The 14,159-nt window shown below is 57.6% G+C and carries 11 protein-coding genes and 1 pseudogene; 6 read left to right on the top strand and 6 right to left on the bottom strand.

What is annotated here, in order from left to right; all coding sequences use genetic code 11:
• The first annotated feature begins 11 nt into the window (after positions 1-11).
• The 4 genes and pseudogenes from lolA to cobA form a co-directional block, all read left to right on the top strand.
• Positions 12-668, top strand: a complete 657-nt coding sequence (gene lolA, locus R1T46_RS13240; RefSeq protein ID WP_317305741.1) for an outer membrane lipoprotein chaperone LolA — start codon at positions 12-14, stop codon at positions 666-668.
• Complete coding sequence (locus tag R1T46_RS13245) at positions 668-2,011, top strand: replication-associated recombination protein A (protein ID WP_317305742.1); 1,344 nt, start codon at positions 668-670, stop codon at positions 2,009-2,011. The genes lolA and R1T46_RS13245 overlap by 1 nt, the downstream gene beginning before the upstream one ends.
• A gap of 90 nt (positions 2,012-2,101) precedes the next feature.
• Positions 2,102-3,376 carry a serine--tRNA ligase gene (gene serS / locus R1T46_RS13250; RefSeq protein ID WP_317305743.1) on the top strand — a complete coding sequence of 425 codons (1,275 nt, stop codon included), beginning with the start codon at positions 2,102-2,104 and terminating at the stop codon, positions 3,374-3,376.
• Positions 3,377-3,390: 14 nt separating this feature from the next.
• A pseudogene (cobA, locus tag R1T46_RS13255) lies at positions 3,391-4,212 on the top strand (uroporphyrinogen-III C-methyltransferase); the annotation flags it as partial.
• A gap of 2 nt (positions 4,213-4,214) precedes the next feature.
• Here the strand turns inward: cobA and R1T46_RS13260 are convergent.
• Positions 4,215-5,288 (bottom strand): 3-deoxy-7-phosphoheptulonate synthase, encoded by a 1,074-nt coding sequence (locus R1T46_RS13260; RefSeq protein ID WP_317305744.1) that lies wholly within the window; start codon positions 5,286-5,288, stop codon positions 4,215-4,217.
• A gap of 124 nt (positions 5,289-5,412) precedes the next feature.
• Here R1T46_RS13260 and R1T46_RS13265 point away from each other — a divergent pair, with 124 nt between their 5' ends.
• Both R1T46_RS13265 and R1T46_RS13270 read left to right on the top strand, forming a co-directional pair.
• Entirely contained in the window at positions 5,413-7,236 is a 1,824-nt protein-coding gene (locus R1T46_RS13265; RefSeq protein WP_317305745.1) for a DUF1631 family protein, read from the top strand.
• A 29-nt stretch (positions 7,237-7,265) separates the two neighbouring features.
• Positions 7,266-7,676, top strand: a complete 411-nt coding sequence (locus R1T46_RS13270; RefSeq protein WP_317305746.1) for a PilZ domain-containing protein — start codon at positions 7,266-7,268, stop codon at positions 7,674-7,676.
• A 48-nt stretch (positions 7,677-7,724) separates the two neighbouring features.
• Here the strand turns inward: R1T46_RS13270 and R1T46_RS13275 are convergent, their stop codons facing one another.
• From R1T46_RS13275 to R1T46_RS13295, 5 genes are all read right to left on the bottom strand, one after another.
• Positions 7,725-8,510, bottom strand: coding sequence for an enoyl-ACP reductase (locus tag R1T46_RS13275; RefSeq protein ID WP_317305748.1), 786 nt, complete (start codon positions 8,508-8,510; stop codon positions 7,725-7,727).
• A 105-nt stretch (positions 8,511-8,615) separates the two neighbouring features.
• On the bottom strand, positions 8,616-10,205 hold the full coding sequence (locus R1T46_RS13280; RefSeq protein WP_317305749.1) for an ABC transporter ATP-binding protein: 1,590 nt from the start codon (positions 10,203-10,205) through the stop codon (positions 8,616-8,618).
• 1 nt (position 10,206) lies between these two features.
• Positions 10,207-11,229 carry an ABC transporter permease gene (locus R1T46_RS13285; protein WP_317305750.1) on the bottom strand — a complete coding sequence of 341 codons (1,023 nt, stop codon included), beginning with the start codon at positions 11,227-11,229 and terminating at the stop codon, positions 10,207-10,209.
• Between the two features lie 2 nt (positions 11,230-11,231).
• Positions 11,232-12,317, bottom strand: a complete 1,086-nt coding sequence (locus R1T46_RS13290) for a microcin C ABC transporter permease YejB (protein ID WP_317305751.1) — start codon at positions 12,315-12,317, stop codon at positions 11,232-11,234.
• Positions 12,318-12,355: 38 nt separating this feature from the next.
• On the bottom strand, positions 12,356-14,125 hold the full coding sequence (locus tag R1T46_RS13295) for an extracellular solute-binding protein (protein ID WP_407070161.1): 1,770 nt from the start codon (positions 14,123-14,125) through the stop codon (positions 12,356-12,358).
• Between the last annotated feature and the right edge of the window lie 34 nt (positions 14,126-14,159).

Raw genomic sequence — 14,159 nt, forward strand, 5'->3', positions numbered from 1 at the left:
AGTAGCGATTCATGAGAGTTTCAGCAAAAGCCCTTTGGTTGATCACCGCGTTTTCCGCCCTGATATCGGTGGGCACGCCAGCCATGGCGGAAGATGCCAGTGCAAAGGCCGCAGCGGATCTGTCTGCGTTGCTCAAGAATTACGAATCCTTCCAGTCCGACTTTATTCAGATCGTGGTGAATGAAAATGGCAACCGCGTTCAGGAGAGCCGGGGTTCCCTGAAGGCCAAACGCCCTGGGTTGTTCTACTGGGAAACTCGTGAACCCCATTCCCAGTTTGTCGTTAGCAACGGCGAAACGGTGGAGGTCTATGATCCGGACCTCGAACAGGTCACCATCCACAACCTGGACGAGCGTGTTCAGACAACACCGGCCCTTCTGCTCAGTGGCGAGGTTGATAATCTCAATGAGACCTACCGCGTGTCCTCCCGCTCACCCGGAGAGGGCACCCGCGAGTTCACCCTGGAGCCGCGAAGCGAGGATTCCCTGTTCGTATCCCTGAGACTGACCTTCTATAACGGTGAGCTGCAGGAAATGCGTATGCAGGATTCACTGGCACAACTCAGCGTTCTCAGTTTCGAGGACATTCGCCTGAATGCCCCGGTGGAGGACAATGCGTTTACCCTGAATTACCCTGACAGCGTGGATGTGATCCGGGACGGGGCCTGATGCAGGATAGCCTGTTCGCGGAACCGCAGGGTTTCCGCCCGCTGGCTGCGCGAATGCGCCCGGCGAATCTTGATGAGTACGTCGGCCAGTTACATCTGGTGGGCGAGGGCAAGCCGCTCCGCAGGGCGGTTGAGCAGGGACAGCTCCACTCGATGATTCTGTGGGGCCCTCCGGGTGTCGGTAAGACCACCTTCGCCCGCTTGCTGGCGAACCTCAGTGATCTCAGCTTTGAGACCGTATCGGCCGTTCTCAGTGGTGTTAAGGATATTCGCCTTATCGTGGAGCGGGCGAAAGAACGCAAGCGCAGCGAAGGTCGCGATACCCTGCTGTTTGTCGATGAGGTTCACCGTTTCAATAAAAGCCAGCAGGACGCGTTTCTTCCCCACATTGAAGACGGTACCTTCATCTTTGTCGGTGCCACCACCGAGAACCCTTCTTTTGAACTGAACAGCGCGTTGCTGTCCCGTACTCGCGTCTATGTACTGAAGAACCTTGATGAAGCAGACATTCTGGAACTGCTTGAACGTTCCCTGTCCTCACCGGAGGGGCTGGCAGGGCGATTCACAGTGGAAAACAGCGTCCTGGAATTGATGGCAACCGCGTCGGGCGGCGATGCCAGGCGTGCGCTGAACATTCTGGAAGTGGCAACGGATCTTGCCGAGTCCGATGAAAATGGTGCCGCCAGAATCACCTCTGATCATCTGGAACAGGTCCTGCAAACCAGCCTGAGGCGTTTCGATAAAGGTGGCGACGTTTTCTACGACCAGATATCGGCACTCCACAAGTCCGTGCGGGGCTCCGACCCCGATGGCTCCCTGTACTGGCTATGTCGCATGCTGGATGGCGGTTGTGATCCGCTGTATGTGGCCCGGCGCCTGGCGCGAATTGCCAGCGAGGACATAGGCAATGCCGACCCGAGGGCGCTGCAGATTGCCATGGACGCCTGGGAGGCCCAGGAGCAACTGGGTTCCCCCGAGGGCGAACTGGCGCTTGCTCAGGCAGTTACCTATCTTGCCCTTTCGCCCAAGAGTAACGCGGTCTATTCCGCCTTTAACCAGTGTATGGCCGATATCCGCAAGGACCCGGACTATGAGGTGCCCGTACACCTCCGCAACGCCCCCACCAAACTGTTGAAGTCCATGGGTCATGGTGACGAATACCGTTATGCCCATGACGAGCTGGAAGCATTCGCCGCCGGAGAATCCTATCTCCCCGAGGCCATTTACCAGCGCCGTTACTATGAGCCTGTCCATCGGGGCCTGGAAATCAAACTCGCCGAAAAGCGTGACCGGCTCGACGACTGGAACCGCAACAGCGACCGCAAACGTTACCCGCAACGCTGAAATCCGCCAGCCGCTTTAGCCCGCTGTGGTCATAGCCGGCCGCGCAGGTATAATGCCCAGTTAATCGTGAACAACAGAAACAGGATAATCATGCTCGATCCCAAACGTGTCCGCACCCAGACTGAAGAGATCGCCCGTCGCCTTGCCATCAAGGGGTACGCCTTTGACAAAGCCACTTTCGATCAGCTTGAGGAGCGCCGTCGCGCGATCCAGGTAAAAACGGAAACTTTGCAGGGGGAGCAGAACCGCCGGTCCAAATCCATTGGCAAAGCCAAGGCGGCCGGTGAAGACATCCAACCGTTACTGGACGAAGTGGAAGACCTGAAGAAACAGAAGTCGGAAGCGGAAGACGGGTTGCGGGTACTACAGGAGGAACTGAACGACTTCCTCGCTGGCATACCAAACCTGCCTGACGATACCGTGCCGGCCGGAGACAGCGAAGACGATAACGTTGAGGTTCGTCGCTGGGGCACCCCCAAGCGCTTCGATTTTGAACCAAAGGACCACGTTGCATTGGGAGAAGCGCTGGGCGGCCTGGATTTCGAGACCGCTACTCGGCTGGCCCATTCCCGTTTTGCGGTAATGCGCGGCCCGGTTGCCCGCCTGCATCGGGCGCTTGCCCAGTTCATGATCAACCTTCACACGGACGAGCATGAGTATACGGAAGCCTACGTGCCGTACCTGGTAAACGCAGATACGCTCTTTGGTACAGGCCAGCTTCCCAAGTTCGAGGAAGACCTTTTTCGCATGGACGGGGAGAAGCCTCTTTATCTAATTCCCACGGCGGAGGTTCCGGCTACCAACCTGGTTAGCAATACCATTCTTGATGCGTCCGAACTGCCCCTGAAACTGGTCTGCCACACCCCCTGTTTCCGTAGCGAAGCTGGCTCTTACGGCCGTGATACCCGGGGCATGATCCGCCAGCACCAGTTTGACAAGGTGGAGCTGGTGCAAGTGGTTCGGCCCGAGGAGTCCGAAGCGGCGCTCGAGGCGCTGACCGGGCACGCTGAAAAAGTACTGCAGCTCCTTGAGCTGCCATACCGGTTGGTCGACCTCTGTGGCGGCGACATGGGGTTTGCCGCCGCACGTACCTACGACATCGAAGTCTGGTTGCCGGGCCAGGACAAGTACCGCGAAATATCCTCCTGCTCCAACGCCAGGGATTTTCAGGCACGGCGCATGCATGCACGCTGGCGTAACCCGGAAACCAATAAGCCGGAACCCGTTCATACCTTGAACGGATCGGGGCTTGCCGTTGGCCGTGCGCTGATTGCGGTGATGGAAAATTACCAGCTGGAAGACGGCAGCATCCAGGTTCCCGAGGTCCTTAAACCGTATATGGGAGGCGTAGACAGAATACAATGAGTGACAGACTCGACGATGCACCATGGAAGGGCGTTGGTGCAAAGCCTGCACCAGTTCGGTACCAAAAGAATCCGGTAACGGAAAACCCGAATAACTCCGAAGGGGAGGTCGCACTCGTCGGTGCCGGCCCGGGTGATCCGGAACTGCTGACATTGAAGGCGTGGCGCCTGATCCAGTCAGCGGAAGTGGTGTTATACGACCGCCTGGTGTCGCCGGAAATCCTGTCACTTATTCCCGAATCCGCCGAACGTGTTCATGTGGGTAAGCAGCGTGCTAACCACACCTTGCCTCAGGATCAGATCAACAGCCGCCTGGTGGAGCTCGCCCGCGAGGGACGCAAGGTGGTGAGACTCAAGGGCGGTGACCCCTTTATTTTTGGCCGTGGCGGCGAGGAGATAGAAACCCTCGCAGCGGCCGGTGTGCGCTTCCAGGTGGTGCCCGGGATTACCGCTGCTTCCGGATGCGCCGCCTACGCCGGCATTCCGCTCACCCACCGGGACCATGCCCAGTCGGTACGGTTTGTGACCGGCCACCTTAAGAACGATACCTGCGATTTGCCTTGGAAAGATTTCGTCCAGAACAACCAGACCCTGGTGTTCTACATGGGCCTGGTCGGGCTACCGATTATCTGCCAGCAACTGACTGCGCACGGTATGTCTCCGGAGATGCCGGTGGCGCTCGTTTCAAGAGGGACAACGCCCCACCAGCAGGTTGTGACGGGGGACCTGACAAACATCGTGGAAAGGGTAGAGAAGAATGCCGTGCCTGCCCCCACGCTGGTCATCATCGGCAACGTGGTGACTCTGAGAAGCAGGCTCGACTGGGTCGGGGGCTGAAATCAGCCCCGACGCTTCGGCAGAACGTCCTTCAGTTTTTCCCGCATATCGCGCAGGGCCTTTTCAGTGCTCTCCCAGTCAATACAGGCATCCGTTACGGACACGCCGTATTTAAGATCAGCCAGATTGTCGGGAATCGACTGATTGCCCCAGTTCAGGTTACTTTCCACCATCAAACCCTGGATGGACTGGTTGCCCTCAACGATCTGGTGGGTAATGTCCTGCAGGACCAGTGGCTGGATGGCCGGATCCTTGCTTGAGTTGGCGTGGCTGCAATCCACCATGATCGACTGGCGCAGTTTGGATTTCTCCAATGCCTGCTCACACAGGGCAACGCTGACCGAGTCGTAGTTGGGCTTACCACCGCCGCCGCGCAGAACCACGTGGCCGTAGTTGTTGCCTCGGGTACGGATGACCGCGACTTTGCCCTGCTGGTCAATACCCAGGAAGCTGTGGGGGTGAGAGACCGATTTCATGGCATTAACCGCAACATCCAGGCTGCCGTCGGTACCGTTCTTGAAGCCAATGGCCATGGAAAGGCCGCTGCTCATTTCCCGGTGAGTCTGGGATTCAGTGGTGCGCGCACCAATGGCGGACCAGGAGATCGTATCCTGCAGGTATTGCGGGGAGATAGGGTCCAACGCTTCCGTGGCGGTTGGCAGTCCCAACTCGGAGATGTCGAGAAGCAGACGGCGACCAATGTGCAGGCCCTGTTCGATGTCAAAGGTGTCGTTGAGGTGCGGGTCATTAATCAGACCCTTCCAGCCTACGGTGGTGCGGGGCTTTTCGAAATATACCCGCATGACGATGAGCAGGGTATCGCTGACTTCGTCTGCCAGTTTCTTCAACTTGGCGGCGTATTCCCGGGCAGCTTCGACATCATGAATGGAGCAGGGGCCTACCACCACAAACAGGCGATGGTCCTTGCCGTCCATGATGTCATAGATGGCCTTTCGGCCTTTCTCCACGGTTTCCGCGGCTTTGCCCGAAAGTGGCATCTCCTGCTTGAGCGCTTCAGGGGTAATCAAAGGTTCCTGACTCGCCACATTCAGATTCTCTAGTTTGGTGCCCGACATTCTGTTGTCATCCCCGTCGCATAAAACAAGACTGGCCGGCGCTTAGTTGCGGTAAACCCCGGCGAGTTGGTTATACTGCGTTATTTGATGAACCTTTTCAACGCTTCTGACGCGCGGGGAACGGATGCAGCAGAGCACGCAGAAAAAGCGCAAGGTACTGTCCCGGAAACAGGTCGTGAAGAAGATTGGGGACGTGCTCTCAGGCATTCGTGTACCCGATCTTCCCTATCCTGCTGGCAAGGTTGCTGCAGACACGGCCAGCGACTGGCGGCCACTGTTGCTGTCCTGCTGGACGGAGCAGCGGGATGAGCCCGTTACCCGCGTTATCCGCTCGGTCTCTTTGACCTGGTCGGTCAGGCAGATCAATTCCGCCTATGTGGCGGACCGAATCATGGATGTGTTTCTCCAAACCAGCGGTCTCCATCCCGAACTGGCCCTGCGAATTGCCCGCCTTCGGTTCTTTCTCGCCTGGCGAATGAACCTTGAGGGAGCCGGAGCGCTGAACGATACCATCGTGCACTGGCTTGACAGCCTGCAGGACTGCAGGGGATGGAGTGGTTCCGGCGGGCGCTCAGGGAGAGCCCTGCTGGACCAGTTGGATTCACTGACCATAGCGGTTTCCGGCTGTTTCGATTCCGGGGACGTTGGGCCGGTTGTCGAATTCTGCCGTCAGTGGGAAGAGGATGCGGGAAAGCGCGAACAGCAGAATGAGCGTTTACGTCAGCGGTTGCTGGAAACGGAGCAGGGTGCCGCCCGCCAAAGAAAGGCGGAACAGACGGCGAGGGCAGTGGTGGGCCGAGCCCTTCAGAATCGTCAACTGCCGCAGGCCGTGGTCCGGTTTATCTTTGACCACTGGTTTGCGCTGATCAAGCAGATCGTCTGGCAGGAAGGCACCGAGGGCGACAATTGGCGGCATGCGAGCAAACTGTTGGAATGGCTTGTCTGGATTGGCGATCCGGCACTTTCCGACAAGGACAGGAACCGCCTTTACACGGTGGGGGAACAGATTGGCGACCGGATCAGCGATGTCTGGAATCGCGTCAATGAAAAACCCCTGGATGACGTGGCACTGCAGGGCGTCCAGTCGGTTATGGTGGATCGTCTGAGAGGTGAAACACCCGAGCTGGTTTCCGCATTGCCGGAGGACGATCGTTTCTCATGGGATTCTTCCTGGTTGTCGCTTTCCGCACCGCCTGAAACCGAGTTTGAGCCCTTGCTGGGGAACTGGTTTGTGGAAGGCGAGGGCGCCGCGGAGCGACGTCGGTTTTTCTTCGCCCTGCTGCCGGATACCTGCGAGGTGCTTTGGACCAATGGTGCCGGGGTCAAATTGGGGCTGATGCCCTGGTCAAGGTTCTCCACGGCTCTCGATAGCGGCACCCTCCGACCATTGCCGCCTTTAACCCCCTTTGGGCAGGTACTGGCAGAAACCATTACCTCGTTATCTGTGGTGCTTGCACGTCAGACGTTGCTGCGGGAAGAAGCCGCCAAGGAGGCGAGAGCCCGGGCAGAATCCTTGCGTCGGGAAAAGGCGGAAGCGGAACAATTGCGCCAACAGGAGGAAGCCGCCAGGCAGGCCGAACTCGCGAGGCAGAAAAAAGAGGCGGACGATCGACGCACCGCCGACAAAGAAGCCGAGCAGCAGCGCTTGTTGCTAGAGCGGGAAACCGCTGCGAGGGAACTGGTAGAAGGCATCAAGCTGGGCGGTTGGATCGTCGAGGAAAGCACTGGTGAGGGCAAGGATGCCGTTCGCCTGAAGCTGGCTGTGCGGATCAATGCCTCCCGGAAGTTGGTGTTTGTGGACCGGCTGGGACTTAATCGTCGTGAATTCCTGGTGGATGAGCTCGTGGATCACGTGGTGATGGGCCGGGTACGTGTGCTGGGAAGCTCCGCAGATTTTGATGACGCCCTGTCACGAGTGGTCGGCCGAATCAGGGTTGGTCGAAACTGATCGGATGAAATAGTATCGGATGAATGATCATGAGCGATATTGATTACAGGTTTGGCGACTATGACGACGCTCCGGAAGCCGGGGATAATCGTTCTGAATACCGGCTGACGGCGAGTGCAAGTGTGACCCTGGAGCTTGAATCACCGATTCCGGAGGCCCAAGGTGGTCAGTCTGGACGGACGCTGGTATCACGCACCCGCGATGTCTCCGCCCGTGGAATTCGGTTGACGACCGCAGAACCGGTAATCCGAGGTGCGCTGCTTCCCGCTTGGGTCACCCTGGAGGATGATAATGAGCCGTTCGGTCTGATGGCGGAGGTTGTCTGGTGTCGAGCAAGCACTGAAACCAGTTGGTTGGTGGGGCTTCAGATACTGGAGTCGGATGACACGTCGTATCTGGAGTGGGTGGAAGCCGTCGCAAAGGCGATGTCTGAGGGGTGAATCGCCCCGGCAAGGCCCGCAAGCCCTGCCGGGAAAAAGCGGATAGGTTCAGTCTTCCAACTCGCCCATGCCGGTAATGTTGAAGCCGGCGTCAACGTACATGATTTCACCGGTAATGCCGCTGGCCATGTCGGAACACATGAAAGCAGCGGCGTTACCCACTTCGTCAGTGGTCACGTTGCGGCGAAGCGGTGCCCGCCTGGCGTTTTCGGCCAGCATACGGCGGAAACTCTTGATGCCAGAGGCCGCCAGGGTCCTGATGGGCCCCGCTGAGATGGCATTCACCCGAATACCATCACGCCCCAGGCTGCCGGCCATGTAGCGAACGTTCGCCTCAAGGGAAGCCTTGGCCAGTCCCATGACGTTGTAGTTCTGCAGTACTTTTTCCGCACCCAGGTAGCTAAGGGTCAGCAGGGAGCTGTTTTCATGCATCATCTTGCGACCAGCCTGGGCCAGGGCAACAAAGCTGTAGGAACTGATGTCGTGGGCGATGCGGAAGCCTTCCCGCGTGGTGACGTCCACGTAGTTGCCATCCAGCTCATTGGCCGGGGCGTAACCGACAGAGTGGACAATAATGTCAATGTCGTCCCAGTGCTTGCCGAGTTCGGTGAACACAGCTTCTATTTCGTCATCGCTGGCGACATCGCAGGGGAAAATCAGCGAACTGCCCCAGCCTTCGGCAAATTTCTCTACCCGGGACTTGAGCTTTTCATTCTGGTAGGTGAATGCTAACTCGGCGCCCTGCTTGGCAAAGGCTTCCGCGATGCCATAAGCGATGGAGTGTTTGCTTGCAACGCCGACAATCAGTGCTTTTTTGCCACTGAGTAATCCCATAACGATTCTCCCTGTGTTTCAGTTTAAGGCATTATCCATGAACCGCAGCGGTGCGGGTAACGCTCAATTGGTCGTAGTGATCGGGCGTGGGCCTGTCGCAGCCCTCTATTGGCTGTAGAACAGGGCCGCCCCTAGCAGTTCACGGGTGTAATCGTGCTTTGGTGTATTGAATATCTCGGCGGCATCGCCGTATTCCACGACCCGACCGTCCTTGAGTACCAGCAATTTATGGCTCAGCGCCCGGACCACGGCCAGATCGTGGCTGATAAACACATAGCTTAGACCATATTTGTCCTGTAGATCCCGTAGCAGGTTAATCACCTGCTTTTGCACGGTCCGGTCCAGAGCAGAGGTGGGTTCGTCCAGGATGATGAGCTCGGGCTGCAAAACCAGCGCCCGGGCAATGGCGATGCGTTGGCGCTGGCCACCCGAGAACTCATGGGGATAGCGGTGACGGGCCAGTGGGTCGAGGCCGACGTCTGTGAGCGCCTGTATGACTCTCCGGTCCTGTTCTTCGGGTGTCGCCGGTACGTGTATCTCCAGGCCTTCCCGCACGATCTCGGCGACTGACATCCGCGGGCTAAGGCTGCCGAAGGGATCTTGGAAAACGATCTGGATACGGCTGCGCCATGGCCGGAACTGTTTCTGGTCGAGCTGGCCGAGTTCTTCACCACTGAGCCGAATGCTGCCGCGACTGGAGGTAAGTTTCAGCAGGGCGTGGCCGATGGTGGTCTTGCCGCTTCCGCTTTCACCAACAATACCCAGGGTTTCGCCCTCGGTGAGCGAGAAGCTGACGTCGTCGACCGCCTGAAACCATGACTGAGGCCGACCAAACAGGCTTTTGCGGGTGACGAAGCGAACATCAAGATTGCTCACATCCAGCAGCGACCTGTTGTCGACCATGGTGCCCGACGGCGAGGCAGGAGGCTCTGCGTCCAGCAAGCTTCGGGTATAAGCATGCTGTGGGGCTTTAAACAGCTGCGCTGTCGGTGCCTCCTCGATCAGTTGGCCCTGTTCCATCACCACGACATGGTCTGCGTAGCGCCGCACGATGGACAAGTCGTGGGTAATCAGCAAGATCGCCATACCCAGTTTGTGTTGCAGGTCCTTCAACAACTCCAGTACCTGCTTCTGGACCGTGACGTCGAGTGCTGTTGTGGGCTCGTCTGCGATCAGCAAGTCCGGCTCATTGGCGAGGGCCATGGCAATCATCACCCGCTGCTTCTGACCGCCGGAGAGCTGATGAGGGTAGCTCGTCAATCGCTCCTCAGGCGAGGGGATACCGACCAACTCCAATAGCTCCACGCAACGGGCACGGGCCTGTGGGCCACGCATCCCCTTATGCAGGGCAAGGGTTTCACTGATCTGCTTTTCCACCGTGTGCAGTGGATTGAGCGAGGTCATTGGCTCCTGGAAAATCATGCTGACGTGACGTCCGCGGATCTGTCGAAGGCGCTTCTGACTGGCCTTCAACATGTCCTCTCCCTGGAACAGGATGGCGCCGGACGGATAGCTGGCGTGGCGTTCGTCGAGAAGCCGGAGAATCGACAGGGCGGACACGGACTTCCCGGAACCGCTTTCTCCCACCAGAGCGACAGTTTCACCATTGTCGATGCTCAGCGACAATTGATCCACAGCCTGAATGGTGTCATCAAAACGTATGGACAGATCCCGGATTTCCAGCAGTTGCGACATATCAGTTCTTTCTCGGATCGAAGGCATCACGGACGGCTTCACCGACAAATACCAGCAGCGTCAACATGATGGACAGGGACACAAACGCCGATATACCCAGCCACGGGGCATGAAGGTTGGATTTCCCCTGGGCGATCAGCTCGCCCAGGGAGGGTGACCCGGACGGCAGGCCAAAGCCCAGGAAGTCCAGCGACGTCAGCCCGGTGATCGCGCCGGTCAGGATGAATGGTAGAAAGGTGAGGGTGGCCACCATGGCGTTGGGGAGGATATGGCGGAACATGATCTTGCGGTTACCCAGCCCCAGGGCTCTCGCAGCCTTTACGTATTCGAAATTACGGGCGCGCAGGAATTCCGCGCGAACCACGTCCACCAGCCCCATCCAGCTGAACAACAGCATGATGCCAAGCAGCCACCAGAAATTGGGTTGCACGATGCTGGACAGGATAATCAGCAGGTAGAGCACTGGAAGCCCGGACCACACCTCGATAAACCGCTGCCCCAGCAAATCAACCTTGCCGCCGTAGTAGCCCTGGATAGCACCGACAACCACGCCCACGATGCAGCTGAGAATGGTCAGCACAAGCCCGAACAGGACGGAAATGCGGAAACCATAAATCACCCGCGCGGCCACATCTCGGCCCTGGTCATCGGTGCCGATCCAGTTTTCAGCGCTGGGTGGGGCCGGTGACGGCACCTCAAGGTTATAGTTCGTGGTGTTGTAACTAAAACGAATGGGTGGCCAGATCATCCAGCCGTTTGCCTCGATTTCATTGGCAATAAACGAATCGCGATAGTCGGCTTCGGTGGGCAGAAACCCGCCGAACGTTTCCTCGGGCACACTTTCCACGATCGGAAAGTAAACATCCCCTTTGTAATAAGCGACCAGTGGCACGTCATTCGCAATCACCTCGGCGATGAGCGAGAGCCCAAAAAGGGCCAGGAATAGCCACAGGGACCAGAAACCACGACGGTTGTTGCGGAAGTTGCGAAGCCGCCTTTGCTGGATAGGAGAGAGCGTTACCATGCCTACGACCCCTCTCGGCTTTCGAAATCAATGCGGGGGTCCACCAGAACGTATGTGATATCGCTGATCAGTTTCAGCACCAATCCCATGAGCGTAAAGATATAGAGGGTACCGAATATCACCGGATAATCCCGATTCAACGCCGCCTCAAAGCCCAGTAGTCCAAGGCCATCCAGGGAGAAAATCACTTCAATCAGCAACGCGCCGGTGAAGAATAACGACACAAGCACGCCGGGAAGGCTGGCAATGACAATCAGCATGGCGTTGCGGAACACATGCCCGTAAAGCACCTGTTTCTCTTCCAGACCCTTGGCTCTGGCGGTCACCACATACTGTTTGCTGATCTCATCAAGGAAGGAATTCTTGGTCAGCAGGGTGAGAGTGGCGAAGCCACCGATGACATTGGCCGTAACAGGCAACGCCAGGTGCCAGAAATAATCACCGATTTTCTGGTACCAGTTAAGTTCGTCGAAGTTGGACGACGTCAGCCCCCGTAGCGGAAACCAGTCCAGGTAACTGCCCCCTGCGAACAGGACAATCAACAGTATCGCAAACAGGAAGCCTGGAATGGCGTAGCCCACCACGATGGCAGAACTGCTCCAGACGTCGAATCGCGATCCGTCGGTGACGGCCTTGCGGATACCAAGGGGGATCGAGATCAGGTAGATAATCAGGGTGGACCACAATCCCAGGGAGATGGACACCGGCATTTTGTCCACAATCAGTTCGATCACCGAGCGGTCCCGAAAAAAGGACTCGCCAAAATCAAAGGTGGCATAATCGCCGAGCATTTTCAGGAATCGCTCATGAGCCGGCTTGTCAAAGCCGTACATAACCTCTATCTCTTTGAGAAGCTCGTCCGGCAGGCCTCGGGAACCGCGGCTGTCGCCACTTGATGAGGTCACCTCGCCACCGGTACCGCCACCGCTGGCCCTGGCGAGGGCTCCGCCACCGTGCCCTTCCGTTTCGGCAATCAACTGCTCAACGGGACCGCCGGGGGCGGCCTGAACAATCACGAAGTTGAGCAGCATGATCCCGAGTAGCGTGGGGATAATCAGCGCCAGGCGCCTGAGGATATAACTGCCCATTCAGCGGAACTCCGTCAAGGTTGTGTCAGAGATCTGCGTCATTGGTCAGTGCTTTCTACCCACCAGTTATTGACGTCCACACCGTTTTTGGGAACCGTCTCCGGCCGCTGCAGAAAGGACCAGTAGGCGATCCGATCCTTGGGCAGGTACCAGTTTGGCACCACGTAGTGCCCATGCAGTAGTACCCGGTCCAGCGCACGCGTGCGGTGAACAAGCTCCTCGCGGGTAGGCGCCTGGATGACCAGGTTCACCAAGTCATCCACCACCGGGCTGTCCACCCCCATATAGTTGCGCGAGCCCTTCACGTCGACATTGGAGGAATGCCAGTATTCCCGTTGCTCATTGCCGGGGGAGTCGGACTGACCGATACCCTGGACCGTCATGTCGTAGTCGAACTCACGAAGGCGCTGTATATACTGGTTGGTATCCACCAGGCGTACGGACACATCGATGCCCAGTCTTTCGAGGTTGTTCTTGAAGGGCAGCACCACCCGTTCAAAGGTTTTCTGAAAGATCAGGATCTCGAACGCCAGGGGATTACCGGTTTCCCGGTTCACCATGGTGCCATCCCTGACCTCGTAACCAGCCTCCCGTAATAACGTCAGTGCCGTACGGAGATTATCGCGGAGCCCACCTTTACCCTCTGTCGAAGGCGGCTGATACGCTTCATTGAAAACGTCGTCGGGCAATTGATCGCGATAGGGTTCGAGGATTTCCAGCTCGCGTCCTTCGGGCAGGCCGGACGACGCCAGTTCGCTGTTCTCGAAGTAGCTCGAGGTGCGGGTGTATTGCCCGAAGAAAAGGTTCTTGTTGGCCCATTCAAAGTCGAACGCGTAAGCCAACGCCTCCCGTACACCAGGGTCACTGAAAACCTGGCGGCGGGTGTTCATTGCGAAGGCCTGCATGCCGGCGGGACGGCCATGCTCGACGGCTTCGGTTTTCACCTTGCCGGAGTCGAACTGATTGCCGGTGTAGGCCGTGGCCCAGTTCTTGGCCGAGGACTCAACCCGAAAATCGAAGTTACCGGCACGGAAGGACTCCAGGGCGACGGTGTCATCTTTGTAGTAGTCATAGTGAATCTCATCGAAATTAAACCGTCCCTTGCGCACTCCGATGTTTCTGGCCCAGTAGTCCTCCACCCGTTTGAAGGTGATGGAGCGGCCCGCTTCGAAGTCGCCAATTCGATACGGACCGCTGCCAACGGGCGGTGTCAGACCGTTGTCGCCAAATTCACGATCTTTCCAGTAATGACTTGGAAGAACGGGCAGTTGGCCGAGAATCAGTGGCAGTTCACGGTTGTTGGTGTCACCAAACTCGAAGCGGATAGTCCGCTCATCTTCGATGATTACCTCGGACACGTCTGCATAATAGTTGCGATAGAAAGGATGGCCTTTGGTGGTCAGGACATCGAACGAAAACTTCACGTCCTTCGCGGTAATGGGTTCACCATCTTGGAACCGGGCTTCATCACGCAGATGAAAGGTCACGTAACTGCGGTCTTCCGGGGTTTCAATGGACTCGGCAATCAGGCCATAGGCGGAAAAAGGTTCGTCCGCTGACGGTTCCATCAGCGTATCGTATAGGTATGTGTTAATGCCCGCCGCGGCTACACCGCGAATAACGAAAGGGTTAAAGGTGTCGAATCCATTGGCCACCACGGCCATTCGAAGGACGCCGCCCTTGGGCGCCCCGGGGTTAACGTAGTCAAAGTGCGGGAAACCTTCGGCGTATTGGGTGTTGCCGTGCATGGCAATGCCGTGTCTCGCGTCGGGCTCGGCTGAGGCAGATTGCCATGGAAGTAGAGCCATGGCGGTAACGGTCAAAACACTGATGAGGGATGAG

The sequence above is a fragment of the Marinobacter salarius genome (assembly GCF_032922745.1).
In the GTDB taxonomy this organism is placed as follows: Bacteria; Pseudomonadota; Gammaproteobacteria; order Pseudomonadales; family Oleiphilaceae; genus Marinobacter.

What these genes read in the sequence shown, in the direction of transcription:
- lolA (WP_317305741.1), top strand. Translation starts at nt 12, where the DNA reads ATGAGAGTTTCAGCAAAAGCCCTTTGGTTGATCACCGCGTTTTCCGCC.
- R1T46_RS13245 (WP_317305742.1), top strand. Translation starts at nt 668, where the DNA reads ATGCAGGATAGCCTGTTCGCGGAACCGCAGGGTTTCCGCCCGCTGGCT.
- serS (WP_317305743.1), top strand. Translation starts at nt 2,102, where the DNA reads ATGCTCGATCCCAAACGTGTCCGCACCCAGACTGAAGAGATCGCCCGT.
- R1T46_RS13260 (WP_317305744.1), bottom strand. Translation starts at nt 5,288, where the DNA reads ATGTCGGGCACCAAACTAGAGAATCTGAATGTGGCGAGTCAGGAACCT.
- R1T46_RS13265 (WP_317305745.1), top strand. Translation starts at nt 5,413, where the DNA reads ATGCAGCAGAGCACGCAGAAAAAGCGCAAGGTACTGTCCCGGAAACAG.
- R1T46_RS13270 (WP_317305746.1), top strand. Translation starts at nt 7,266, where the DNA reads ATGAGCGATATTGATTACAGGTTTGGCGACTATGACGACGCTCCGGAA.
- R1T46_RS13275 (WP_317305748.1), bottom strand. Translation starts at nt 8,510, where the DNA reads ATGGGATTACTCAGTGGCAAAAAAGCACTGATTGTCGGCGTTGCAAGC.
- R1T46_RS13280 (WP_317305749.1), bottom strand. Translation starts at nt 10,205, where the DNA reads ATGTCGCAACTGCTGGAAATCCGGGATCTGTCCATACGTTTTGATGAC.
- R1T46_RS13285 (WP_317305750.1), bottom strand. Translation starts at nt 11,229, where the DNA reads ATGGTAACGCTCTCTCCTATCCAGCAAAGGCGGCTTCGCAACTTCCGC.
- R1T46_RS13290 (WP_317305751.1), bottom strand. Translation starts at nt 12,317, where the DNA reads ATGGGCAGTTATATCCTCAGGCGCCTGGCGCTGATTATCCCCACGCTA.
- R1T46_RS13295 (WP_407070161.1), bottom strand. Translation starts at nt 14,125, where the DNA reads ATGGCTCTACTTCCATGGCAATCTGCCTCAGCCGAGCCCGACGCGAGA.